Raw genomic sequence first — 22,091 nt, 5'->3', positions numbered from 1 at the left:
AACTGCCACAGCTGAACGAGGAGTTGCGTCGGGATGACGTGCTGGTACGAGGGGCCCTTGGCCGCATTCGACACGGAGACGACGGGTGTCGACGTGGAGACCGACCGAATAGTGTCGGCCGCCGTCGTCGTGCAGAACGGCGCGGGGGCCCGCCCGCGAGTGACGCGCTGGCTGGTGAATCCGGGGGTGCCGGTGCCGGCGGCGGCGACGGCGGTGCACGGCCTGACCCAGGACCATCTGGAGCGCAACGGCCGCTGGCCGGCGCCGGTGATGGAGGAGATGGGCAGGGAGCTGGCCGAGCAGGGGGCGGCGGGGCGGCCGCTCGTGGTGATGAACGCGCCGTTCGATCTGACGCTCCTGGACCGGGAGTTGCGCAGGCACCGCGCTTCGTCGCTCGCGCGCTATGTGGACGGCTCGCCGCTGTGCGTGCTCGATCCGCGGGTCCTGGACCGGCATCTTGACCGGTACCGCAAGGGTCGGCGCACCCTGTCGGACCTGTGCGAGCTCTATGGGGTGGAGCTGAGCGGCGCCCATGACGCGGCGGCGGACGCGCAGGCGGCGCTGGATCTCGTCCGCGCCCTGGGCCGTCGTTTCTCGGCGCGCCTGGACCGGCTGTCGCCCGCCGAGCTGCATACGTTGCAGGCGGTGTGGCACGCGGCGCAGGCGCGCGGGTTGCAGACGTGGTTCGCGCGCAGCGGGTCGGCGGAGACGGTGGACCCGGCGTGGCCGCTGCGGCCCGAACTGCCCGCGGCCGCTTGAGGCCTGACGGGCCCGGGGCATGAAAAAGCCGGTCCGTCTGTGACGGACCGGCATTCTCCGGGTGGGCGATACTGGGTTCGAACCAGTGACCTCTTCGGTGTGAACGAAGCGCTCTCCCACTGAGCTAATCGCCCGGGAACGCACTGAACAATACAGGTCCGGGCGCCGATCCTTCAAACCGCCCGTCCGTCCGCCGGCCGGGGCGCCTCAGGGGCGTGCGGTGTGCGGTCCTTCCCGGTCGAGGCGGGCGGCGAGGCCGCGGCTTCCGGCGCGCATCATCAGGGCGTGGTTGAGGAGGAGGAGCGGCCTGCCGGGCACGGCGAGGCGGCGCAGCAGGGGTTTGCGCACGTCGACTTCCTGGTCGTAGCGCGCGCGGGTGCCGCCGTCGGGTGCGGAGGTCAGGGTCCAGCGGGCCCAGCCGTCGAGGTCGCCGGTCATGGTGATGGCGAGGACGCCGCGCTCGGGGTCCCGGCACCGCTCGCGGGCGGTGATCACCAGGTCGTAGGGCAGGAGCGAGCGGAAGCGCGCGGTGCCGCTGTGGTCGTCGAGAGGGGTGACCTCGCGGACCTGGGGCCACCAGGCGGGGTAGTCCTGGACGCGTTCGAGCGCGGCATAGACGGCGGCGGGCTCGGCGCGCAGATTCCATAGGCTGCGGAAGCGGTAATGGCACCAGTCCATGGCTTCCAGTCTGCCGCCGGGGGCCGCGTTCCGTGCGGCAGTTTCCGACGGGGCGTCAACTCGAAGAAATAGGAAGCAGTTATTCCGGACGGTTCGGCGCGGTCTGCGAATTTCATGAAAGGGCGTCAAATACGACAGTGGCCCGGAGGCTGTTTCCAGCCTCCGGGCCACAATCCCGGGTGGGCGATACTGGGTTCGAACCAGTGACCTCTTCGGTGTGAACGAAGCGCTCTCCCACTGAGCTAATCGCCCGGGCGCAGAGAGAACATTACCCCATGTCAGAGGGTGCTTGTGACCAGCTGACCGAGCACGTCCCCGGCGGGCTCGCGGAGCCCGCCGGGGCGCCGCTCACTGATCGTTGATCTTCCAGGGCATCTCGAGGCCGTACTTCCAGAGGTAGACCCCGGCGAGGGCGCCGACGATCACCAGGCCGATCACCGTGAGGGTGATGTTGCGGCGGCGCACCTTGGGGTCGAGTGCGCGCTGTGCCGCCTCGGTGACCTTCCGTTTCGTCCAGCGGAGCACCAGCTGCGCCCAGACGAACTCGGTCGCCCAGATCGCCATGCCGCAGAAGATCACCACCCAGCCGGGCCCTGGCAGCGGCAGCATGATGATGCCCACCACCACGACCGCGAGCCCGACGATGAAGACGCCGACCTGCCAGCTCAGGTGCAGTGCGCGGCGCGCCTTGACGAACTCGGGCGCCCGCGACCCGAAGGGCTTCTCGGGCTTGGTCTCGCCCGCCGCGCCCTCGGTCGCCTGGGCCACCGGCGGCTCGTTACTCCCCGTATTCATGCCGCCAAACCCTACCGGACGGAAACCCGTCACCGGAATGGCCGTACGAACCAATCGGACAGTCCGCCATACGAGCCACCTAAAGACACCCAAAACTCTCAGAGGGGTTTACAACGGCACCGTAGGTGGCATGTCGATTTCGCCGACGTGCGAATCCCCGAGCGCACACTGAGCGAAAGGCCTTGGCGCTTATGAACACCACGGTCAGCTGCGAGCTGCACCTGCGCCTCGTTGTGTCGAGCGAGTCCTCACTGCCTGTACCCGCAGGACTGCGGTATGACACGGCCGATCCCTATGCCGTGCACGCCACCTTCCACACCGGAGCCGAGGAGACCGTCGAGTGGGTGTTCGCCCGCGACCTCCTCGCCGAGGGCCTGCACCGGCCCACCGGCACCGGCGACGTCCGTGTCTGGCCGTCCCGCAGCCACGGTCAGGGCGTCGTCTGCATCGCCCTGAGCTCTCCCGAGGGTGAGGCCCTGCTCGAAGCCCCGGCGCGGGCCCTGGAATCGTTCCTGAAGCGGACCGACGCGGCCGTGCCGCCCGGCACCGAACATCGTCACTTCGATCTCGACACGGAGCTCTCGCACATTTTGGCCGAAAGCTAGTCCGGCCCGTCCGGGAGCCGCCCACGCGCCGTCCGACTCGGGGAGACGGCGTGGGTACGACAACGACATAGCAGGCACAGCAGACACCGGCGCCGGTGCCGCGGAACTCCGCGGCTCCGGCGCCGTGGCGTGCACGGCGTGAGCCGCTAGCATCGGCCAGCATCAGGCGGGCGCCCGCCCGACCCTCATCAGGCCAGGGAGCGAATCGTGCTGATCACCCATGACACCAGGTGCGCGCTCGACGCCGTGGTCGATCTGGTGAACTCCGCGCCGGACGACCCGGACGACGGGGGCGGTGGCAACGCCGAGGGCCTGGCGGACGTCGCGGCCCTGCACACGTTCGTACGCAACCACTCCATCAGTGACGTCGGCGTGCTCACGGAGCGGGACCTGGCGGCCGTGCACCGCATCCGCAGCCGCTTCGCGGAGGTCTTCGCGGCCACCGAGGCGCACCTCGCGGCGTCCCTCCTGAACGAGCTGGTGGCCGCCGCGGGCACCACGCCGCGGCTGACCGATCACGACGGCTACGACTGGCACGTGCACTACTTCGCCCCGGGCGCCTCCGTCGCGGACCACCTGGCGGCGGACTGCGGGATGGCCCTCGCCTTCTTCGTCGTCGCGGGCGAGCAGGAGCGGCTGCGGCGCTGCGAGGCGCCGGACTGCCGCCGCGCCTTCATCGACCTGTCCCGGAACCGCTCGCGCCGCTACTGCGACAGCCGCACCTGCGGCAACCGGCTGCACGTCGCCGCCTACCGGGCCCGGCGCCGGGAGGCGGCGGGCCAGGAGCAGGGCGCACCGGAGGGCGACGCCCCGGGGCGGGGCGAGCTGGAGCGCGAAAGCCTGGAGCGGGAGCCTCTGGGACGGGAACTACAGCAGGAACAGGTCGTGCAGTGAGGCCATGAGCAAGAGGCAGCCGATCACCGCCAGGAAGATCATCAGCGGGGGCTGGGAGAGGGCGAAGAGGCAGCCTCGCGGCTCGTCGGCGGTTCCGTGCCCGTCGGGCGGGGCGGGTTCGCTCTGTGTGGTGGTGTCCAGCATCTCGCGGTGATGATGGCGCAGCGCGCACACCCGTGCTGACCAACACGCACGATCACAGCGGCAGTTCGCCGCATTTCGTGACCTTGGTGGGCCCGGTGTGGCGTACCTGCGAGCGGTGTCCGTGGATACGCTCGAACCGGCGACCCCACAGGGTGACGCCCGGCGCGCGAGCCGCTCGAGTCAGCCGCCGTGTGTCTGGCTTCGGCTCATATGCCGTGCTTCTTGAGGATCGCCTCGATGTCGCTGAAGTCCTCCGCGGGGGCCGCCGCCTTCTGCGGCTTGGCCGCGGGCCGCGCGCCCGCGCCGAGGGAGGGGGCCGAGGCCGCGGGGGCGACCGCGTCGCGCTGGGCCGCCTTGGCCGCTGCCTTGCGCTCCTTGCGGGTGCCTCCGGAGCGGCGCTCCGCCGAGCGCGTGCCCATGAACAGCAGCCAGGCCGCGCCGAGGACGCCGAAGCCCGCCCAGGCGACCGGGCTGAAGGCGGTCTCGGCCGCCCATTCGACGGCGCCCGTCATGACCAGGCCGAGCGGGACCAGGGCGTACGCCGCGAGGCGGGCCGCGGCGAGGAAACGCTTGCGGTACGCGGTGACGGCGGCTATGCCAAGGCCGGCCGCGGCTACGGCGGAGCAGATGGTCTCGGCAATCATCCCGGTCCTCCAGGCGTGCGGGTGTGGTGCGGTCGCGCGGGCACGGTGTGGTCACGCTTGTCCCTTCCATCCTGCACCTGGCCGGGGGCTCGTAGCCATGTCGTACGAGGACATCAGGGAGATATCCGGGTCGGGCCTCCTCCCCAGGTGCCGGTCGGCGGGCGGTCGCCTGGGAGACTGTGCGCATGAACGACTCTTCCCCCACCGGCCCCGCCAGCCCCGTCGTCATCGAGGTCTGGTGCGAGCTGCAGTGTCCCGACTGCCGCACCGCCCTGGACGACGTGCGCGCCCTGCGGGAGCGCTACGGCGACCGCGCCGAGCTGCGTCTGCGCCACTTCCCGCTGGAGAAGCACCGGCACTCCTTCGCCGCCGCGCAGGCCGCCGAGGAGGCCGTGGAGCAGGGCAAGGGCTGGGAGTACGTCGAGGCGGTCCTGGCCCGGGTCGAGGACCTGGACCGTAAGGGAGAACCCTTCCTGGTGGAGGTGGCGCGGGAACTCGGCCTGGACGCCGAGGAGTTCGACACCGCCCTGGTGGACGGGCGGCACATCCTGATCGTGGACGCCGACCAGGCCGAGGGCAAGGCCATCGGGGTCACCGGGACGCCGACGTACGTGGTGGGCGGTGAGCGCCTGGACGGCGGCAAGAGCCAGGACGGCCTGCGCGAGCGCGTCGAGGAGATCACCGACCGTCTGCTCGCGCAGGGCTGACACGGGCCGGCTCCGACCGCGCGGGCGGGCGCGGCGGGCCGGAGCGGGTACGGCAGGCCGGAGCGCCCGCCCGCAGGGGTCAGAGCAGCGGCTTGTACAGGAAGTACGCGTCCGGTTCGTAGCCGAGCGACTCGTACAGGCGCAGCGCCGGGGTGTTGCCCGCGAACACGTTCAGGCCGATGCGGGTCCTGCCCGCCTCCCGGCACTGCCGTTCGGCGAGGAGCATGAGCGACCGGCCGTGGCCGCGGCCGCGGTGCTCCTCGCGGACCTCGACGTCGTACACGAAGGTCGCGTCGTCGCGGTCGGCGGTCCACAGCGTGCCCACCGTCGCGTCCGCCTCGGTCAGGACGCTCAGCCGGGTGCCGGGCGTCGCCAGGCCGTCGGGCAGGAGGCGCGCCTGGTCCCGCGCCACCTTGTCGCGGGCCTCGGCCTCGGGGACGCCGCGCTCGATCCAGTCGCGGGCGTAGGCCTCCGTCGTGTGCGCCGTCCAGTCCCGGAACTCCGCGTCCGTCATCGGCCTGGCCCGCACCCCGTCGGGCAGGGCGGGCGGCGCCGGGGGCAGCGGCTTGGACATGTTGCGGTTGCGCTCCACGTAGCCGAGCGCGGTGGCGAGGTCCAGCGCGCCCGGGGCGGCCGCGAGCACCTTGAGCTCGATGCGGGCGCAGCCCCAGCCGCGCGCCACCTCCTCGGCGGCGAGGGCCGCCACCGTGCCGCGGCCGCGGCGGCGGTCCCGCTCGTCGATCCGCAGGTCCAGGATCTCGGCGACGCGCGGGCCGAAGAGGGGGTGCGTGGCCAGCTGGATCCGGCCGACGGGGCGGCTGTTCACGCACACGTCGTACGTGCGTGACTTCGTGCCGTCAGTGCTCTGCTGGAGCGGCCCGGCCGGCCGCAGAGTCGTGGTCATCACGGGAGTTGTACCCATCCCGCGCCCCCGCGTCATCTGTTTTTCCCGTCGGCCGGGCCGGTCCCTCACGGGTCCAGGTCGTCGGCGGCGCGCTCGTCGAAGACCCGCATGGCCTTGGCGGTCACCGGGCCGGGGGCGCCGGGCAGGTCGCGGCCGTCGACGCGGTGGACGGCCTGCACGTCACGCAGCGTGGAGGTGAGGAAGACCTCCTCGGCCCGGTCCAGGACGTCGAACGGCAGGTCGGTCTCGTGCGCGCCGGTCCACTCGACGGCCAGCGCGCGCGTGATGCCCGCGAGGCAGCCGGAGGCCACCGGCGGGGTGTGGATCTCGCCGCCGAGGACGACGAAGACGTTGGAGCCCGTGCCCTCGCACAGCCGCCCCACGGTGTTCGCGAACAGTGCCTCGCTCGCGCCCTGTTCGGTGGCGCGGGCGAGCGCGAGCACGTTCTCCGCGTACGAGGTGGTCTTCAGGCCGGTCAGGGCGCCGCGTTCGTTGCGGGTCCACGGGACCGTGATCACGGCGGTGGTGTCGGGCCTGCGCGCGGTCTCGCCGAGGGCGACGACGAGGGTCGGGCCGTGGTCGCCGCGGTCGGAGCCGAGCGGGGAGAGGCCGCCGGTGTAGGTGATGCGCAGACGGCCGAGGGCCATGGGGTTGGCGTCGAGGACGGCGGCGCAGGCCCTGCGGACCTCGTCCAGGTCCGGCTCGGGCAGGCCGAGGCCGCGCGCCGAGCGGGCGAGCCGGTCGAGGTGGCGGGTGAGCGCGAAGGGCCGTCCGGCGACCGCCTTCACCGTCTCGAAGATGCCGTCGCCGACGGTCAGGCCGTGGTCGAGGACGGAGACGCGCGCGGTGTCGAGGTCGTGCAGGCCGCCGTTGAGCCATATCTTCACGAAGGGGTCCCTCCCGTTGGTTCGTACGTTCCCGACGCTACCGCCAGCAGCCGCTCGGCCTTCAGCTCGGTCTCGCGCCACTCCCCCTCGGGGTCGGAGCCCCAGGTGATGCCGGCGCCCGTGCCGAACCGCAGGACGCCGTCGGCGCGGTCGATCCAGAACGTGCGGATGCCGACGGCCAGCTCGCCCGTGCCCCGGTCGGCGTCGACCCAGCCGACGCCACCGCAGTAGGGGCCGCGGGGCGCCGTCTCCAGGGCGTCGATGATCCGCAGGGCGCTGGACTTGGGGGCGCCGGTGACGGAGCCGGGCGGGAAGGCCGCGTCCAGGAGCTCCGGCCAGCCCGCCCCGGGCCGCAGCGCACCGCGGACGGTGGAGACGAGGTGGACCAGGCCCGGGTGCTTCTCGACGACGCACAGTTCGGGCACGGTCACGGTGCCGGTGGCGCAGACCCGTCCGAGGTCGTTGCGGACGAGGTCCACGATCATCACGTTCTCGGCGTAGTCCTTGTCCAGGAGGTCCGCCTCGGTCCGCCCGGTGCCCTTGATCGGGCCCGACTCGACGGCACCGCCCGCGCGGCGCAGGAACAGCTCGGGCGAGGCGGTGGCGACCTCCACGCCGTGCGCGGGCAGACGAATCGTTCCGGCGTACGGAGCGGGGTTCCCGCGCGCGAGGAGGGCGGTCAGCGCGTCGATGTCGGCGTCGTCCGGGACGGGCGCGGACAGGACCCGGCAGAGGTTCGCCTGGTAGACGTCCCCGGCCGCGATGTGCGCGCGGATCCGGCGTACGCCGTCCGTGTACGCGGCGCGGTCGAGGGAGGACGTCCAGTCACCGGCGGCCGGGCCGTGCCAGGCGCCGGGCACCGGGGCGGGCACCGGCTCCTCGCGCACCCGCCCGAAGCGGGCGCACACCAGACGGCCCTCGAAGTCCGCGCAGACGGCCCAGAAGCCGCTGCCGTCCAGGGCGGAAGGGTCGCTGGTCACGTCGCGCAGATCGGTCGCGACAAGGCCGCCGAAGCGGGCCAGGGGAGGCAGGTCGTGCACGGCTGCGAGTCTATGACCGGCGCTTCTGCGGCGCCCCGGACGCGGGTGACCAGGGCGGCAGCGCAGCACGCTGCGCAAACGCGTTTTTGTACTGGCCCGGGAATCCGCTAGAGTTCAACACGTCGCCGGGACGCGCAAGCGGACCGGGAAAGACAAGCGGACGTAGCTCAGTTGGTAGAGCGCAACCTTGCCAAGGTTGAGGTCGCCAGTTCGAACCTGGTCGTCCGCTCGCAGGAACGCGGGGGATCTTCCCGAAACCCCGTACTCCTGGTGGAGTGGCCGAGAGGCGAGGCAACGGCCTGCAAAGCCGTCTACACGGGTTCAAATCCCGTCTCCACCTCCAAGGACGATTAGCTCAGCGGGAGAGCGCTTCCCTGACACGGAAGAGGTCACTGGTTCAATCCCAGTATCGTCCACTGGAATCTCTGATCATGAGGCCCTCGGGTCTTCGGTCACCGAGGTTTCCCCGCGCGATTAGCTCAGCGGGAGAGCGCTTCCCTGACACGGAAGAGGTCACTGGTTCAATCCCAGTATCGCGCACGCAGCACCTACCACCTGCGGGTATACACTCGCTGATGGTCCCGCGCGATTAGCTCAGCGGGAGAGCGCTTCCCTGACACGGAAGAGGTCACTGGTTCAATCCCAGTATCGCGCACCACCTCCACGAAGCCCCCGGCCGTTCCTCGGCCGGGGGCTTCGTCGTGCGTGCGCCGCGCGGCGGACGGCGGCGCTCCCGCCCGGCGGGGCCACGTCGGCCCGTGCCGGGCGGGACCGGATTCAGGACGAGAACAGCATGTGGCCGAAGCTCTTGTGCCGCTTGTGACCGTGGTGCTCGTGGTGGCCGCCGTGGTACTCGTGGTGACCACCGTGGTGCGGGGCGCCCCAGGCGGGGGCGGGCGCGGCCGGGTAGCCCTGGGGCGTGGCGGGCGGCACGGGCGGGGCCTGGTGGCCGCTCCACTGGCCCTCCAGACGCGTCAGGGCCTCCAGCTCGCCGTAGTCGAGGAATATCCCGCGGCAGCCGCTGCACTGCTCGATCTGAACGCCGTTGCGGTTGTACGTGTGCATCGCTGCGTGGCACTTGGGACAGTGCATGGGCGGCTCAACTCCTAGCCGGTCGTGACAGGTTCGCCGGATGTCTGCCCGGCTTCGGTGCGTTGCACCCTACTTCGGGCCGATCGGCGCCGGATCGGGAGGGAGGGCGGCCATCCGGCGGCAGGCGTCGACGACGTCCCGCTCCACCTCGTCCAGGTCACGGCCCCCCGCCCGCGCCTTGGTGATCGCGAGCGCGGCCGTCTGCACGGTCAGCGCGCGGGCCGGGACGTCGAGCACGGGCCACGGGTCGCCGCCGGTGGGGACGGCCGGGCCGCCCGCCGCGCGGTAGGCGTCCAGGAACCGCGTCCACTCCCCCGCGCCGAGCAGGCCGCAGGCGTACCAGGCGGCCGGGCGCGCCAGGTCCCAGGCCGGGTCGCCGAGGCCCAGGTCGTCGATGTCGATCAGCAGCCAGCGGCCGTCGGGCGCGCGCACGAGCTGGCCCAGGTGCAGATCGCCGTGGCACAGCGACGGCGGGCCCAGCGGCGGAGCCTCGGCCCGGGCCCAGGGGGGCAGGGCCGCCCAGGCGCCCTCGACGGCGGGCGCGCCCGGGTGCGGGGCCCGTGCGGTGGCCGCGCGCAGGCGCGCGACGGCCCGGGCCGCCTTCTCCGGGCCCCGCATGCGAGGCAGGCCGGAGGGCAGCCGGGCGGGCGGGGTGCGGTGCAGCCGGGCCAGGAGGGTGGCGACCCCCTCCCAGGGGGCGGCGTCCGGGTCGTCCCGGTCGACGGGCGTGCCGTGCGGCCAGAGCGTGACGAGGCGGCCGTGCAGGAGCGCGGGGCGCGGGTCCAGCGGAGCGAGCAGGGTGTCCGCGAGGGCGGGGAGGGCCGCGGTGGCCAGGCGGGCGGCCAGGGGGCGCTCGGGGGTGCCGGGGGCGTGGGCCTTGGCCACGGTGTCGGCGTGCCGGACGACGGTGGCGTCGGGCCGGTCGGCCAGGACGGCGGCGGGCGGGGCGCAGGGGCAGGCGTGCCGGGCGGGGGCGTGGGCCCGTCGCTCGGCGTGGGCGGCCAGGGCGGGGAGGAGGGTCACGGAGGTCCTGGGAGGGTGCGGGTGTGCCGTGAGCGTACGGGGTGGGGCCGCGCGGGCGCGCCCCGGTCCTGCCCTGCCCTCTGGCCATGGCCGTGGCCAGGGGGTTGCCGCCTGCCGGGCCCGGCCTGCGGCTCGTACGGCGGTTCGTACGGCGGGGGGAGACCTCGTGCGCTGAGCGGCGAAGGCGCACGTGAAGCGGGGAGAGGAAGCCCGCGGCGCGCAGACCGGAGAGGCGGCACGCGGACCGGGGAGGACGCAGACCCGGGGGGGGCACGCAGACCGGAGGGCGGCACGCGGACCGGGGAGTGAGGGCCGTGGGGATCAGGCCGGGAAGAAGAGGCCAAGAGGCCGGGGAGAAGAGTCAGGGGGAAAAGAACAGCCCGCGCAGCTCCCCAGCTGCGCGGGCTGTGTGCCGTCCGCCGCACCCCCGTCCCCACGGGGTTTCATGGCCGGATGTCCCCGCCCGGACCGCTCTTCCGGGCCTGGGGCGCCGCTCAGCGCCCCAGCATCTCGCCCACGGACGACGCTTGTGTGAGCACTGCGTCCCAGCCGCCGAAGGCGACGATCAGCAGTGCTGCCAGGGGGAGAACCATGAGCGTGGCCACCAGTGGGTGGCGCGTTCCGGAAGGCCGGACGCCCAGGGTGGAGAGCCTGCGTCCCCGTGTGCGGATCATGGTCCGCGGCGCGGTGTCCGCCATGGCCGCTCTCCCTTCCTGACTTTGTTGTTGTGCATGGAGGTTCATGGGCAGCGGCGGGTGTCTGACCTCGGGGGACGAGTGCTGCACCCGCCGCTTGACCTCAAATTTAGGCGCGTGGGGCGCGGCGCACGTCATGCCCTCGTACCGATTGGCGGGCCTCCCGGAGGATGACCGCTCGTCACACAAGTACTCCCGTGGGTGGAGATGGAGACCTAGGTCCGTCCTAGGACTCAGGGTCTTCCCTGAGGGGACGTCCGATTCGCTCGGAGCTGTCCTCTCTCGGGACCGGCTGCTCGACCAGGGCCAGGACGCGGGTCGCCATGAACCGGGCGGTGCGCACGACGGAGCCGCTGCGGGTGACTTCGCTCACTTCGACCACTCCTCTGCGGACGGCGGTCTCCACACGACGGCCCGCCCGGCTCGCCACCACTTCGTACGTACGCGTCGTGTCCCCGGCGTCCACGACTATCTCCACGCGATCACCCTTCACGGGATCAATCCCCCTTCGACGGTGGGTGGTTGGGGGTGCGGGTGACGGCGATGAGCCCTGGGCGCGCGCCACCTGACCACTTTTCAAGTTTCGCACCGGGCACTGACAATCGATCGGCCCGTGAGGGCGCGGCCTCTGCACGGCCCGGGCCGTGGAAACGTAAGCTGTGGCTCGTCAGACGGACCGGGCAGCGGGGATGAACATGGCGATGATGCGCCTGAGGCGCGAGGACCCGCGTGTCGTCGGCTCGTTCAGGCTGCACAGGCGGCTGGGCGCCGGCGGGATGGGTGTCGTCTATCTGGGCTCCGACCGTCGCGGGCAGCGTGTGGCGCTGAAGGTGATCCGGCCCGATCTGGCCGAGGACCAGGAGTTCCGTTCGCGCTTCGCGCGGGAGGTCTCGGCCGCCCGGCGCATCCGCGGCGGGTGCACCGCCCGGCTCGTCGCCGCCGATCTGGATGCCGACCGGCCCTGGTTCGCCACGCAGTACGTGCCCGGTCCCTCGCTGCACGACAAGGTCGCCGCCGAAGGGCCGCTGTCCGCCGCCGAGGTCGCCGTCGTCGGCTCCGCGCTCTCCGAGGGGCTCGTCGCCGTGCACGAGGCCGGTGTGGTGCACCGGGACCTCAAGCCGTCGAACATCCTGTTGTCCCCGAAGGGGCCGCGGATCATCGACTTCGGGATCGCCTGGGCCACCGGCGCCTCGACCCTGACGCACGTCGGCACGGCCGTCGGCTCGCCCGGCTTCCTGGCGCCCGAGCAGGTGCGCGGCGCCGCGGTCACGCCCGCCACGGACGTCTTCGCGCTCGGGGCGACCCTGGCGTACGCGTCGATGGCGGACTCACCCTTCGGGCACGGCAGTTCCGAGGTCATGCTCTACCGGGTCGTCCACGAGGAGGCCCAGCTGCGCGGCGTGCCGGACGCGCTCGCGCCGCTGCTGCGGGCCTGTCTCGCCAAGGACCCGGAGGAACGTCCCAGCACGCTCCAACTGTCGCTGCGGCTCAAGGAGATCGCGGCCCGCGAGGCGCAGGGCCTCAGCGACGTGCGGCCGCCCGCGCCGCGCCAGGAGCAGCACGAGCGCCCGACGGGCCGCCTCGCCGCCGAGTACGCCGACCAGCGCACGCAGCGCCGCGCTGCGCCGGGGACTCCCCCGCCGCGCACCGGCCCGTCCCGGACGGGTGGCTTCCGCGACGGCGATCCGCGTACGGGCGGCTCGAAGACCGGTGGCTCGCGGACCGGCGGCTCGCGGCCGTCCGCGCCGCGCGGCACCCGGGGCTCCACCGGCAGCAGGCAGGGACCGCGCAGCGGCACCGGGCGGCAGGGGCCGCGCACCACCGGTACGCGGCTGCGGCCCGCCAACCCCCGGCTCCTGCGGCAGCGGCTCTTCGTGTTCGTGGTGGTGACGCTGCTCGTGGCCCTGGGGATCGCGGCCGCTCAGGGCTGCCAGGGGCCCACGCGCGGGCTCGGCGACGTCCGCCAGGAGCAGGGCGTCAGCGACGTGCGCCAGCCGCACGACAGCGGTTCGTGACCGCCGGGGCGGCGAGTCCCCAGACCTGACGCTCGGCTCCGGGGGCCCGTCGGCGGGTCAGGGCGCGGGGCGGCCCGTCGCCACGGCGTAGAAGGCCACCGCGGCCGCCGCGCCCACGTTCAGGGAGTCGACGCCGTGCGCCATCGGGATGCGCACCCATTCGTCGGCGGCGACCAGGGCCTGCCGGGACAGGCCCTCGCCCTCCGCGCCGAGCATCAGGGCGACGCGCTCCATGCGGTGGGGGGCGACCTCGTCGAGGGTCTTGGCCTTCTCGTCGGGGGTCAGGGCGAGCAGGTCGTAACCCGCTTCGCGCACCCCTTCCAGGCCCTTGGGCCAGGACTCCAGTCGGGCGTACGGCACGGAGAAGACCGCGCCCATGGAGACCTTCACGGAACGGCGGTAGAGGGGGTCGGCGCAGTCCGGGGAGAGCAGGACGGCGTCCATGCCGAGGGCGGCGGCCGAGCGGAAGATCGCGCCGATGTTCGTGTGGTCGTTCACGGCCTCCATCACCACCACGCGGCGGTGGGTCCGCAGGAGTTCCCCGGCCGTGGGCAGCGGCTTGCGCTGCATGGAGGCGAGGGCGCCGCGGTGCACGTGGTAGCCGGTGACCCGCTCGGCCAGCTCGGGGCTGACCGCGTAGACCGGGGCGGGCACCTCGTCGATGACGTCGCGCATGACGTCGACCCACTTGGCGGAGAGCAGCATCGACCGCATCTCGTAGCCCGCGAGCTTGGCGCGCCGGATCACCTTCTCGCCCTCGGCGATGAACAGGCCCTCGGCGGGCTCGCGCTTGCGGCGCAGCTCGACGTCGGTCAGGCCGGTGTAGTCGCGCAGGCGCGGGTCGTCCGGGTCCTCGATGGTTTCGATGCTGCTGAGATCGGCCACAGGGTGATACTGCCTTGTCCAGGGAGTGGTGCCAACGGCTGCGGGGGTGTTCCGTTACCGATGGTTACGGTTACGGGTTCCGGGGCTCGTGGTGGGGGGTCTCGGGGCGCGCTCCGGCGTCCGCCGTTCCGGTGGCGGCCACGGCCACCACGTCGCCGACGACGATGACCGCCGGGGGCCTCACCTCGTGGGTGCGCACCGCGTCGGCGACCGTCGCCAGGGTGGCGTCGACGCGGCGCTGGGCGGCCGTCGTGCCCTCCTGGATGAGGGCGACGGGGGTGTCGGCGGGCTTGCCGTGGGCGGTCAGCGCCTCGGCGATCTTGCCGATCTTGTCGACGCCCATGAGGATGACGAGGGTGCCGCGCAGCTTGGCCAGGGCGGGCCAGTCGACGAGGGAGCGCTCGTCGTCGGGGGCCACGTGCCCGCTGACCACGGTGAACTCATGGGCCACGCCCCGGTGCGTGACCGGGATGCCCGCGGCGCTCGGCACCGAGATCGAGCTGGAGATGCCGGGGACCACCGTGCAGGGGATGCCCGCTTCGGCCAGGGCCTGGAGCTCCTCCATGCCGCGGCCGAAGACGTAGGGGTCGCCGCCCTTGAGACGGACGACGGTCCTGCCCTGCTTGGCGTGCTCGATCAGAGCGTTGTTGATGGCCTCCTGGGCCATGAAGCGGCCGTACGGGATCTTCGCCGCGTCGATCACCTCGACGTGCGGGGGCAGCTCGGCGAGCAGGTCGCGCGGGCCCAGGCGGTCGGCGATGACCACGTCCGCCTCGGCCAGGAGCCTGCGGCCGCGGACCGTGATCAGGTCCGGGTCGCCGGGGCCGCCGCCGACGAGGGAGACGGCACCGGTGGGCGGTGTCCCGCCGGTGGGGGCGGCGCCGTGGGCCCGGGCCTGGGCGCGGTGGTGCGGGGCCACGAGGGTGCCGTCGCGCAGGCCCTCCACCACGGCGTCGCGGACGGCGGCGGTGTGGCGGGGGTCGCGCTCCTTGGCGTCCGTGGTGAGGACGGCGATGGTCACGCCCGCGCTGTGGCCGGTGGCGGGGGTCCAGGCGGTGGCCTCGTCGGCGTCGTCGGAGCGGACGCACCAGACGCGGTTGCGCTCCCCCTCGGCCGAGGCCCGGGTGTTGGCGTCGGGGTCGCTGGTGGAGATCAGGGCGTACCAGGCGCCGGTGAGGTCGCCCTCCTCGTACCTGCGCCGGTGCCAGGTGATCTCGCCTCCGGTCGCCATCGCCTCCACCGACGGGGTGGCGGACGGCGAGACGAGGTGGACGTCGGCGCCCGCCGCGACGAGGGCGGGGAGACGGCGCTGGGCCACCTGTCCCGCGCCGAGGACCACGACGCGGCGGCCGGTGAGGCGGAGGCCTACGGGGTAGGCGGGGTGTACGGCCATGGCGGTGCGGCTCCTCGTCGGGGCAGGAGGGTGGGCGCTACTGCTCTGGAGCGGCCCTGACGTGCGGATTTTAGAGGTGGCTTCAGCGTACGGCGGGGGCGGGGCAGGGGCGGGACGGGCGCCGGGGCCTGCCCGTCGCCCGTCCCGCCCCGGTGCCGCGCTACTTCTCCGTCACGCCCGCCGAGTCGAACGTGGCCACCTCGTGCATCGCCCGTGCCGCGCTCTGGACGATCGGCAGGGCCAGGAGGGCGCCGGTGCCCTCGCCCAGGCGGAGGTCCAGGTCCACCAGGGGGCGCAGGCCGAGCTTGTTGAGGGCGGCCACGTGGCCGGGCTCGGCGCTGCGGTGGCCCGCGATGCAGGCGGCGAGGACCTCGGGCGCGATGGCCCGGGCCACCAGGGCGGCCGCGCCCGCGCTGACGCCGTCCAGGATCACCGGGGTGCGCAGGGAGGCGCCGCCGAGGAGCAGGCCGACCATCGCCGCGTGCTCCAGGCCGCCGATGGCCGCGAGGACGCCGATGGGGTCGGCCGGGTCCGGCTGGTGCAGTTCCAGGGCGCGGCGGACGACCTCGACCTTGCGGGCGTGCATCTCGTCGTTGATGCCGGTGCCCCGGCCGGTGACCTCAAGGGGGTCCTGGTCCGTGTAGACGGAGATCAGGGCCGCGGACGCGGTGGTGTTGGCGATGCCCATCTCGCCGGTCAGGAGGGCCTTGTTGCCCGCCGCGACCAGGTCGCGGGCCGTCTCGATGCCGACCTCCACGGCGGCCTTGACCTCGTCGCGGGTCAGGGCCGGGCCCGTGGTCATGTCGGCCGTGCCGGGCCTGATCTTGCGCGGCAGCAGGCCGGGGGTCGCCGGGAGCTCGCTGGCCACGCCGACGTCGATGACGCAGACCTCGGCGCCGACCTGGGTGGCGAAGGCGTTGCAGACCGCGCCGCCGCCCAGGAAGTTGGCGACCATCTGCCCGGTCACCTCCTGCGGCCAGGCCGTGACGCCCTGGGCGTGCACGCCGTGGTCGCCCGCGAAGATCGCGACGGCGGCCGGCTCCGGGATCGGCGGCGGGCACATCCGGGACAGGCCGGACAGCTGCGCGGAGATGATCTCCAGCATGCCCAGCGCCCCCGCGGGCTTGGTCATGCGTTTCTGGCGCTCCCAGGCCTCGCCGAGCGCCTTGGCGTCCAGCGGGCGGATGTTGCCGACGGTCTCGGCGAGCAGGTCGTGCGGGTCCTCGCCGGGCAGCGCGCGGCGGCCGTACGTCTCCTCGTGGACGACCCACGACAGCGGGCGGCGCTTCGACCAGCCCGCCTGCATCAGCTCGGGCTCCTCGGGGAACTCGTCGACGTAGCCGACGCAGAGGTACGCCACGACCTCCAGGTGCTCCGGCAGGTCCAGGGTGCGGACCATCTCGCGCTCGTCGAAGAAGCTGACCCAGCCGACGCCGAGGCCCTCGGCGCGGGCCGCGAGCCACAGGTTCTCCACCGCGAGCGCGGAGGAGTACGGGGCCATCTGCGGCTGGGTGTGGCGGCCCAGGGTGTGGCGGCCGCCGCGGGTGGGGTCGGCGGTGACGACGATGTTCACCGGGGTGTCGAGGATGGCCTCGATCTTCAGTTCCTTGAACTGCTTGGCGCGGCCCTTGGGCAGCGACTTCGCATAGGCCTCGCGCTGGCGCTGGGCCAGTTCGTGCATGGTCCTGCGGGTCTCGGCGGAGCGGATGACCACGAAGTCCCAGGGCTGGGAGTGGCCCACGGAGGGCGCGGTGTGGGCCGCCTCCAGGACGCGGAGCAGCACCTCGTGCGGGATGGGGTCGCTGCGGAAGCCGTTGCGGATGTCGCGGCGCTCGCGCATCACGCGCAGGACGGCCTCGCGCTCGGCGTCGGCGTAGCCCGGGGCGGGCGGGTCGAGCGGGGGCACGGGCTCGACCGGCACCGCGGAGTCGGCCGGGAGGGGCTCAGCGAGGTCGGCCTCGTCGTGGGCCGCCGGGGCGGTGAGGTCCTCGGGGCCTTCGGTGCCCGCCACGAGGGGTTCGGGCAGGCCGGTGGCTTCCTCGGGGCCCGTGGGGGCGGCGAGGTCGGGTGCCGGGGACTCGTCGGCCGGGGCGGCGGGGTCGGTCGGTTCGGCCGGGTGAGGTGCGTGCATCGGCTCGTCGGGGTCGGTCGTCTCCTGGGCGGGCGGCAGCTGGCCGTCCGTCACGGCGACGGGTGCGGGTGCCGCGGTGGCGGCGGGAGCGGCGGTGGGCCGGTCGCCGTCGCGGGGTGCGGGCACGGTGGGTACGGGCTGCTCCCCGGGCTCGGCGTGCGCCCCGGTGACGGGGGCGGCCTCGGGGGCGGCGGCCTCGGGGACGGGCCACTCCTGCGGCACGGCCTCCTCGGCGTCCGGCAGCTGGGCCGCCGGCACGGGAGCGGGGGACGCGGCGGCGTCCGGTACGGCCCCCTGGGGCCCGGCGTCCGGGGCCGGAGCGGCGGGCGGCTCCTGCGCGGCCATCTCGTCGGGCTGCTGCGGAGCGAAGTACTCCGGAGGCACGGCGAGCGGTCGCGGAGGCGTCGGCGCCAGGTGCGGGGTGGTCGGCACCGAGCCCTCGACCGGTACGAACTGACCCAGCGGCGGGGGCACTTGGGCGTCCTGGCCGGGGACGGCCGGGGGCAGCTGCGCGCCTGCCTCGGGCCACGGCTGGGCGGCGTCGGGGGCCTGCGGGGTGACGGCGGCGGCCTCGGGCTGCGCGGCCGGCGGGCCCGGTGGCGGCGCGTCGGCGAACGGGACCGGGACGCCCTGGTCGTCGACGACGGGCAGCGCGTGCGGCACCGGGGCGCCCGGCGCGACCCGGACGGTGACGGCTTCGGCGGCGTCGGACACGCCGTCGGCGACCGGCCCCTCGACAAGGTCCGCGGCCGCGGCGGTCTCGGCCGGGGCGTCCGCGGCGTCCTGGCCGGATGCCGCCGCTGCGGGGTCAGGGACGGCGGAATGCGCCGGCGCGTCCGCGCCGGGGGCGTGCGGAACGGCTGCGTCCGGGGCATCGGAGGCGAGGGCGACGGCTTCGGCGCCTTCCGCCTGCGCGGGGTCCACGATGCGCGCCGACGGCATCTGCTGCGCGCCCTCGGGCGCCACCGCGTCACCGGCCGCGCCCGATGCCTCGACCGGCTCCGGGGCGGCGTCCACGGCGGACGGCTGGTCCGCCACGGACGCGTTCTCCGGTGCGGGGGTGGCTTCTGTGACGACAGCGGTGTCCGTGCCGTCGGAGGCCTCTGTCACCGCGGAAGCGCTGGAGGCGTCCGTGACGTTGGCAGTGGCCGCGTCCGTGACCTGCGAGGTGTCTGCGGCGTCTGTTGCGTCCGTGGTGTCTGTGACGTCCGAGGCACTCGGGGTGTCCGTGGCACTCGGGGTGCTCGGGATGTCCGTGGCGTCAGTGCCGTCCGAGGAGTCCGTGACCACCAGGGCCGCCGGGGCTGCCGGGGCTGCCGGAGCCGTCGGGGCCTGGGAGGCGGTCGGGACGGCCGGGGCACCCGGGGTCTCCGGGGCCTCGGTGACGTCTGGGACGACCGTTTCTGCAGGCGTCCCCTGGGGGTTCTGCGACGGTACGACCGGGGCCTGCTGGGGCTCCGCACCCCAGGGCATCGCGCCCTGCGGCGGGATCTCGCCGAGCTGCGGTCCTGGCAGGGCGCCGGTGTCCTCGCGCGGGACGTCCAGGTACTCGGGACCGCTGGTGGGCGGGCCCGGCCGACGCACCGGCACGGCGTTCGGACCGCTGCCCGCGGGGCCTCGGTCGGCGAGCGAGAGCACGGGCCTCGCGGCGCCGTCGGGGACGGCGGGCGCGGCCGGGCCGCGGTGCAGCGGGCGGCGGGAGCTCCCGTGGTGCGAGGCCGGGGTGTGCCCGGGGCCCGAGGGCAGCGGGACGCCGGTCAGGTCGACGGAGCCGCTGTCACGGCCCGCCGTCTCGTGCGGTCCGGGCTGGTGCGCGTCGTGCGGTCCGGGCTGGTGCGCGGCCTGCTCCTGGGCGAAGGGGGTCGGGGCCGCGGCGGGCTGCGCCTGGACTGCCTGCATGGGCACGTGCGCCTGGTCGGCCTGGGCCTGACCTGCCGGTACCTGCTCCGCCGTGGCCTGGCCGACCGCCCCGGGCTGCGCTGCCTGCCCGACGGGCACCGCGACCGCGGCCGCCTGGCCGAACGCCGCGGGGGCGCCCTGCGCCTGCGCGAACTGCGCCGACACCGCGCCCGGCTGGGCGGGCACGCCCGGCGCGCCGCCCTGCGGCACTGCCTGGGACACGCCCTGGGGTCCGGCCGGCCGCACGGGCGCCGGGGCGGCCTGCGGTCCGGTCGGCTGCTGCTGCGCGATGCCCGGCTGCGCGGCCTGCGCCTCGCTCCACGCGCCCTGGGCACCCGGCATCAGCAGCAGGTCGTCGTCCTCGGCGGGATGCTCGGAGGGATCGAGGAAGGTGTAGGGGCCCGGCGCGGGGACGCCCGACTGCTCCACCATGCCTGCGCTCTCCGGCAGCCCCTCGCCCGGGACCTGGCCGGTGTCGGTCATGCGTACCCCTCGCCCATCGGTTAGTCCTTCTGTGACCGCCCGTCATCCACAACGAGCTCGCGAGCCGCGCGGCAACGCGCCGCGTTCGGACCACAAGGCATTGTCGCGGTTGCTCCGCCACCGCGGCAGCGTGATCGGCCACGGTCCGCTGTGGACTGCGCCACGTCGCGCGTCCAGCGGTCCCGCCGTACCACACGCACCCCCCAAAACGGGCGAGCTTTCCGGACATTGAGCAAGGAATCGCCGGACACCCGGGTGCGGTACAACGATCGGCCAGCCTACCGCGCACGGCGCGGTAGGAGGGCCGCCAGGGTCACGCGGTGCGGTCGAGGAGCAGCCCGGAGAGCAGGAAGACGACGCTCCGCTTCCGCTCCGTCCAGGCGCGGGTGTCGAGTTCGACGGACTGCAGGAGGGCGCACTCGACGGCGTATCCGTGCTCCGACAGGTTCCGGCCGAGGAGTTCGGCGGCGTCGCGGGTGGGGGCGTGGGTGACGATGCGCTCCGGGCGCCGGTCGGCGGCGGCGGACACCACGGCCGCTCCCCCGCCCCCGACGCGTACGACGTCGGGCTCGGGGAGGCTTTCCAGGACGTGCGGCGCGGTGCCGTGCACGACGTGAGCGGGTACCCCGAAGCGGCGTGCGACGGCCGTGGCGCGGGCGCAGGCGTCCGGGTCGCGGTCCACCGCGATGACGGCGGCGCCGAACCGCGCGGCCTCCGCCGCGAACGCGCCGCTGCCGCAGCCGATGTCCCACACCAGGTCGCCCACGCGGGGGCCGAGGCGGGCGAGTTGGGCGGCGCGGATGCGATCGGTCTCGCCCTCGCCGAGCTCGTGCTCACCGCCGTACGCGGCGGCGGGCAGGGCCCAGCCGCGTGGGTCCGTACCGGGGTCGCGGCCCGCGATCCAGCCGCTGTCGTGGGCGACGTGGCCGCCCATGACGATGACGACGTTGGGGTCGCGCCAGGTGTGGTCGGCCGCCTTGTCGGAGGTGACGACGGAGACCCGCTCGCGCGCGGTGCCGAGCTCCTCGCAGACGACGAAGGTGCGGTGGACGCCTTCGAGGAGCAGCCCGAGCTCCGCGGGCCCGGCGCCGGGCGAGGTGAGCACGGCGACCTTGCGGTGCGCGCGGCAGACGTTCACGGCGCGGCGCAGCGTGCGCCGGTGGGCGACCACGACCTGGGCGTCGTCCCAGGGCATGCCGGCGCGGGCGAAGGCCTGGGCGACGGCGGAGACGGCGGGGACGACCTCGACCTCCAGGCCGAACTCCGGGGCGCGCAGGGTGCGGACGACGCCGAAGAAACCGGGGTCGCCGTCCGCGAGGACGACCGCCGTGCCGCGGTGGGCGGCGATGCGGCGGGCGGCGAGGCCGACGCTGCCGAGGCGGATGCGCTCGGCGGTCGGGGGGACCTCGGGGAGTGCGAGGTGGTGGGCGGCGCCCGCCACGAGTGTCGCGGCGCCGAGGGCGGAGCGTGCCGCGGTGGTCAGTGGCGAGCCGTCCCAGCCGATCACCGTGACCCGGTCGGCCATCGTCGTCTGTCTCCTGGGATCGCGGGTCGTCGGATGGGAGGCCGATGGGTGCGGCCCGGTGGGAGCGTACCTGGTGACGCCCTGCCGAAGACGCGGGGCGACCGCCGAAGACTCCGTAAGGGGGCGCCAGTGGCACCCGGCCGCGGACGGCCGCCGACGGTGCCGCGGCGAGATCCAGCCCGTGCGGCGCTTGAGGACGAGGCCGCGGGCCGAGGGATCCGCCCACGCCGCCCGGGGCGCTAGTTCCAGTCGGAGAACGCCGTCAGATGTTCCGGGGCGCCTTCCAGGTCCTCCGGCAGGAGGCTCCACACGATGAGGTCGGTGCGCAGGTCGATCCAGCCGCCGAGGGGGTCGCCGCCGTTTCTGACCCGCGCTATCCAGGCGCCGCGCAGGACGCCCTCGCTGATGCAGCCGATCTTCTGCGCGACCTGCTGCGCGGCGGTGTTGTCGGCGGCGGTGCGCAGCTCGATGCGCTCGAACTTCTGGTCGTGGAAGAGCCACTGGGCGGTGGCGAGCGCGGCCTCGGACGCGTAGCCCTCGCCGCGGGCCCAGGGCGCGGTCACGTAGTTGAGCTCGGTGGAGCGCACCCGCCAGTCCGTGCGGCGCAGCTGGACGGTGCCGACCAGGCGCTGGGTGAGGAACTCGGTGACGGCGAGGGAGATGCCGCGCCCCGCGGCCCGCTCGGCCGGGGCGAGCTCGGTGATCCAGGCGCGCGCGTCCGCCTCGGTGTACGGCTGGGGCGCGGCGGTCCAGGCGGTGACGAGCTCGTCGTTCATCATCTCCGCGTACGCGGGGACGTCGGCCTCGTCGAGAGGGCGCAGCACAAGGCGCTCCGTGCTGATGGAGATGTCGGGAAACCCCGAGGAGCCCCTGGAGGCTGTAGTCATGCGCCG

20 protein-coding genes, 7 tRNA genes and 1 pseudogene are annotated in these 22,091 nt (G+C 74.1%); 10 read left to right on the top strand and 18 right to left on the bottom strand.

Annotated features, from left to right (window positions below; all coding sequences use genetic code 11):
- The first annotated feature begins 33 nt into the window (after nt 1-33).
- On the top strand, nt 34-759 hold the full coding sequence (locus AC5WAM_RS33815; protein ID WP_495519844.1) for a 3'-5' exonuclease: 726 nt from the start codon (nt 34-36) through the stop codon (nt 757-759).
- 62 nt (nt 760-821) lie between these two features.
- Here the strand turns inward: AC5WAM_RS33815 and AC5WAM_RS33810 are convergent.
- The 4 genes from AC5WAM_RS33810 to AC5WAM_RS33795 form a co-directional block, all read right to left on the bottom strand.
- Nucleotides 822-893: transfer RNA gene (locus tag AC5WAM_RS33810), tRNA-Val, on the bottom strand.
- 73 nt (nt 894-966) lie between these two features.
- The gene (locus AC5WAM_RS33805) at nt 967-1,437 is read right to left on the bottom strand and encodes an SRPBCC family protein (protein ID WP_495519843.1); all 471 of its coding nucleotides are present in this window, start codon (nt 1,435-1,437) and stop codon (nt 967-969) included.
- A 180-nt stretch (nt 1,438-1,617) separates the two neighbouring features.
- Nucleotides 1,618-1,689, bottom strand: a tRNA-Val gene (locus AC5WAM_RS33800).
- 96 nt (nt 1,690-1,785) lie between these two features.
- On the bottom strand, nt 1,786-2,232 hold the full coding sequence (locus AC5WAM_RS33795) for a TIGR02611 family protein (RefSeq protein ID WP_366789766.1): 447 nt from the start codon (nt 2,230-2,232) through the stop codon (nt 1,786-1,788).
- 191 nt (nt 2,233-2,423) lie between these two features.
- Here AC5WAM_RS33795 and AC5WAM_RS33790 point away from each other — a divergent pair, with 191 nt between their 5' ends.
- Nucleotides 2,424-2,837 carry an SsgA family sporulation/cell division regulator gene (locus AC5WAM_RS33790; protein ID WP_003959770.1) on the top strand — a complete coding sequence of 138 codons (414 nt, stop codon included), beginning with the start codon at nt 2,424-2,426 and terminating at the stop codon, nt 2,835-2,837.
- Nucleotides 2,838-3,044: 207 nt separating this feature from the next.
- Nucleotides 3,045-3,617: pseudogene (locus tag AC5WAM_RS33785) on the top strand (CGNR zinc finger domain-containing protein); the annotation flags it as partial.
- Nucleotides 3,618-3,704: 87 nt separating this feature from the next.
- On the opposite strand, the gene AC5WAM_RS33780 reads toward AC5WAM_RS33785, so the two are convergent.
- On the bottom strand, nt 3,705-3,875 hold the full coding sequence (locus AC5WAM_RS33780; protein ID WP_170316395.1) for a hypothetical protein: 171 nt from the start codon (nt 3,873-3,875) through the stop codon (nt 3,705-3,707).
- A gap of 206 nt (nt 3,876-4,081) precedes the next feature.
- Entirely contained in the window at nt 4,082-4,519 is a 438-nt protein-coding gene (locus tag AC5WAM_RS33775) for a hypothetical protein (RefSeq protein WP_366789765.1), read from the bottom strand.
- A gap of 185 nt (nt 4,520-4,704) precedes the next feature.
- Here AC5WAM_RS33775 and AC5WAM_RS33770 point away from each other — a divergent pair, with 185 nt between their 5' ends.
- Nucleotides 4,705-5,226 carry a DsbA family protein gene (locus tag AC5WAM_RS33770; protein ID WP_172387605.1) on the top strand — a complete coding sequence of 174 codons (522 nt, stop codon included), beginning with the start codon at nt 4,705-4,707 and terminating at the stop codon, nt 5,224-5,226.
- Between the two features lie 79 nt (nt 5,227-5,305).
- Here AC5WAM_RS33770 and AC5WAM_RS33765 read toward each other — a convergent pair whose 3' ends face one another.
- From AC5WAM_RS33765 to AC5WAM_RS33755, 3 genes are all read right to left on the bottom strand, one after another.
- Nucleotides 5,306-6,130, bottom strand: coding sequence for a GNAT family N-acetyltransferase (locus AC5WAM_RS33765; protein ID WP_495519842.1), 825 nt, complete (start codon nt 6,128-6,130; stop codon nt 5,306-5,308).
- Nucleotides 6,131-6,195: 65 nt separating this feature from the next.
- Nucleotides 6,196-7,017, bottom strand: a complete 822-nt coding sequence (locus AC5WAM_RS33760) for an aminotransferase class IV (protein ID WP_495519841.1) — start codon at nt 7,015-7,017, stop codon at nt 6,196-6,198.
- Nucleotides 7,014-8,057, bottom strand: coding sequence for a chorismate-binding protein (locus tag AC5WAM_RS33755; protein ID WP_495519840.1), 1,044 nt, complete (start codon nt 8,055-8,057; stop codon nt 7,014-7,016). Before AC5WAM_RS33755 ends, AC5WAM_RS33760 begins: the two co-directional genes overlap by 4 nt.
- A gap of 156 nt (nt 8,058-8,213) precedes the next feature.
- Between AC5WAM_RS33755 and AC5WAM_RS33750 the strand changes: the two genes are divergently transcribed.
- The 5 genes from AC5WAM_RS33750 to AC5WAM_RS33730 all read left to right on the top strand — a co-directional run bounded on the left by AC5WAM_RS33750 (nt 8,214) and on the right by AC5WAM_RS33730 (nt 8,715).
- Nucleotides 8,214-8,286: transfer RNA gene (locus AC5WAM_RS33750), tRNA-Gly, on the top strand.
- Nucleotides 8,287-8,326: 40 nt separating this feature from the next.
- Nucleotides 8,327-8,400: transfer RNA gene (locus AC5WAM_RS33745), tRNA-Cys, on the top strand.
- 1 nt (nt 8,401) lies between these two features.
- Nucleotides 8,402-8,473: transfer RNA gene (locus tag AC5WAM_RS33740), tRNA-Val, on the top strand.
- Between the two features lie 52 nt (nt 8,474-8,525).
- Nucleotides 8,526-8,597, top strand: a tRNA-Val gene (locus AC5WAM_RS33735).
- A 43-nt stretch (nt 8,598-8,640) separates the two neighbouring features.
- A tRNA-Val gene (locus AC5WAM_RS33730) sits at nt 8,641-8,715 on the top strand.
- A 119-nt stretch (nt 8,716-8,834) separates the two neighbouring features.
- Here the strand turns inward: AC5WAM_RS33730 and AC5WAM_RS33725 are convergent.
- The 4 genes from AC5WAM_RS33725 to AC5WAM_RS33710 form a co-directional block, all read right to left on the bottom strand.
- Nucleotides 8,835-9,149 carry a TFIIB-type zinc ribbon-containing protein gene (locus AC5WAM_RS33725; RefSeq protein ID WP_366789761.1) on the bottom strand — a complete coding sequence of 105 codons (315 nt, stop codon included), beginning with the start codon at nt 9,147-9,149 and terminating at the stop codon, nt 8,835-8,837.
- Nucleotides 9,150-9,218: 69 nt separating this feature from the next.
- The gene (locus tag AC5WAM_RS33720) at nt 9,219-10,172 is read right to left on the bottom strand and encodes a phosphotransferase family protein (protein ID WP_495519839.1); all 954 of its coding nucleotides are present in this window, start codon (nt 10,170-10,172) and stop codon (nt 9,219-9,221) included.
- Nucleotides 10,173-10,666: 494 nt separating this feature from the next.
- A complete protein-coding gene (locus tag AC5WAM_RS33715) occupies nt 10,667-10,870 on the bottom strand; it encodes a hypothetical protein (RefSeq protein WP_366789760.1) in 204 nt (67 codons plus the stop codon).
- 223 nt (nt 10,871-11,093) lie between these two features.
- Nucleotides 11,094-11,360, bottom strand: coding sequence for a DUF8836 family protein (locus AC5WAM_RS33710; RefSeq protein WP_242715608.1), 267 nt, complete (start codon nt 11,358-11,360; stop codon nt 11,094-11,096).
- A gap of 196 nt (nt 11,361-11,556) precedes the next feature.
- Between AC5WAM_RS33710 and AC5WAM_RS33705 the strand changes: the two genes are divergently transcribed.
- Nucleotides 11,557-12,882, top strand: a complete 1,326-nt coding sequence (locus AC5WAM_RS33705) for a serine/threonine-protein kinase (RefSeq protein WP_495523697.1) — start codon at nt 11,557-11,559, stop codon at nt 12,880-12,882.
- A 57-nt stretch (nt 12,883-12,939) separates the two neighbouring features.
- Here AC5WAM_RS33705 and AC5WAM_RS33700 read toward each other — a convergent pair whose 3' ends face one another.
- From AC5WAM_RS33700 to AC5WAM_RS33680, 5 genes are all read right to left on the bottom strand, one after another.
- The gene (locus AC5WAM_RS33700; RefSeq protein ID WP_366789758.1) at nt 12,940-13,767 is read right to left on the bottom strand and encodes a TrmH family RNA methyltransferase; all 828 of its coding nucleotides are present in this window, start codon (nt 13,765-13,767) and stop codon (nt 12,940-12,942) included.
- 70 nt (nt 13,768-13,837) lie between these two features.
- A complete protein-coding gene (gene cobA, locus AC5WAM_RS33695) occupies nt 13,838-15,160 on the bottom strand; it encodes a uroporphyrinogen-III C-methyltransferase (protein WP_366789757.1) in 1,323 nt (440 codons plus the stop codon).
- Nucleotides 15,161-15,320: 160 nt separating this feature from the next.
- Nucleotides 15,321-19,673, bottom strand: coding sequence for a nicotinate-nucleotide--dimethylbenzimidazole phosphoribosyltransferase (cobT, locus tag AC5WAM_RS33690; RefSeq protein ID WP_495519838.1), 4,353 nt, complete (start codon nt 19,671-19,673; stop codon nt 15,321-15,323).
- A gap of 313 nt (nt 19,674-19,986) precedes the next feature.
- Nucleotides 19,987-21,198, bottom strand: coding sequence for a precorrin-6y C5,15-methyltransferase (decarboxylating) subunit CbiE (gene cbiE, locus AC5WAM_RS33685; RefSeq protein ID WP_495519837.1), 1,212 nt, complete (start codon nt 21,196-21,198; stop codon nt 19,987-19,989).
- Nucleotides 21,199-21,437: 239 nt separating this feature from the next.
- The gene (locus AC5WAM_RS33680) at nt 21,438-22,085 is read right to left on the bottom strand and encodes a GNAT family N-acetyltransferase (RefSeq protein WP_366789755.1); all 648 of its coding nucleotides are present in this window, start codon (nt 22,083-22,085) and stop codon (nt 21,438-21,440) included.
- Between the last annotated feature and the right edge of the window lie 6 nt (nt 22,086-22,091).

This window comes from Streptomyces sp. JLYT201 (genome assembly GCF_059448825.1).
The sequence above is the reverse complement of the archived record's forward strand: the minus strand, read 5'-3'. Positions and strand labels throughout refer to the sequence as shown.

Coding starts and splice junctions, on each gene's coding strand:
- cobT (WP_495519838.1), bottom strand. CDS start 19,673: ATGACCGACACCGGCCAGGTCCCGGGCGAGGGGCTGCCGGAGAGCGCA.
- AC5WAM_RS33765 (WP_495519842.1), bottom strand. CDS start 6,130: ATGACCACGACTCTGCGGCCGGCCGGGCCGCTCCAGCAGAGCACTGAC.
- AC5WAM_RS33705 (WP_495523697.1), top strand. CDS start 11,557: ATGAACATGGCGATGATGCGCCTGAGGCGCGAGGACCCGCGTGTCGTC.
- AC5WAM_RS33715 (WP_366789760.1), bottom strand. CDS start 10,870: ATGGCGGACACCGCGCCGCGGACCATGATCCGCACACGGGGACGCAGG.
- cobA (WP_366789757.1), bottom strand. CDS start 15,160: ATGGCCGTACACCCCGCCTACCCCGTAGGCCTCCGCCTCACCGGCCGC.
- AC5WAM_RS33780 (WP_170316395.1), bottom strand. CDS start 3,875: ATGCTGGACACCACCACACAGAGCGAACCCGCCCCGCCCGACGGGCAC.
- AC5WAM_RS33795 (WP_366789766.1), bottom strand. CDS start 2,232: ATGAATACGGGGAGTAACGAGCCGCCGGTGGCCCAGGCGACCGAGGGC.
- AC5WAM_RS33775 (WP_366789765.1), bottom strand. CDS start 4,519: ATGATTGCCGAGACCATCTGCTCCGCCGTAGCCGCGGCCGGCCTTGGC.
- AC5WAM_RS33805 (WP_495519843.1), bottom strand. CDS start 1,437: ATGGACTGGTGCCATTACCGCTTCCGCAGCCTATGGAATCTGCGCGCC.
- AC5WAM_RS33680 (WP_366789755.1), bottom strand. CDS start 22,085: ATGACTACAGCCTCCAGGGGCTCCTCGGGGTTTCCCGACATCTCCATC.
- AC5WAM_RS33770 (WP_172387605.1), top strand. CDS start 4,705: ATGAACGACTCTTCCCCCACCGGCCCCGCCAGCCCCGTCGTCATCGAG.
- AC5WAM_RS33725 (WP_366789761.1), bottom strand. CDS start 9,149: ATGCACTGTCCCAAGTGCCACGCAGCGATGCACACGTACAACCGCAAC.
- AC5WAM_RS33815 (WP_495519844.1), top strand. CDS start 34: ATGACGTGCTGGTACGAGGGGCCCTTGGCCGCATTCGACACGGAGACG.
- AC5WAM_RS33790 (WP_003959770.1), top strand. CDS start 2,424: ATGAACACCACGGTCAGCTGCGAGCTGCACCTGCGCCTCGTTGTGTCG.
- cbiE (WP_495519837.1), bottom strand. CDS start 21,198: ATGGCCGACCGGGTCACGGTGATCGGCTGGGACGGCTCGCCACTGACC.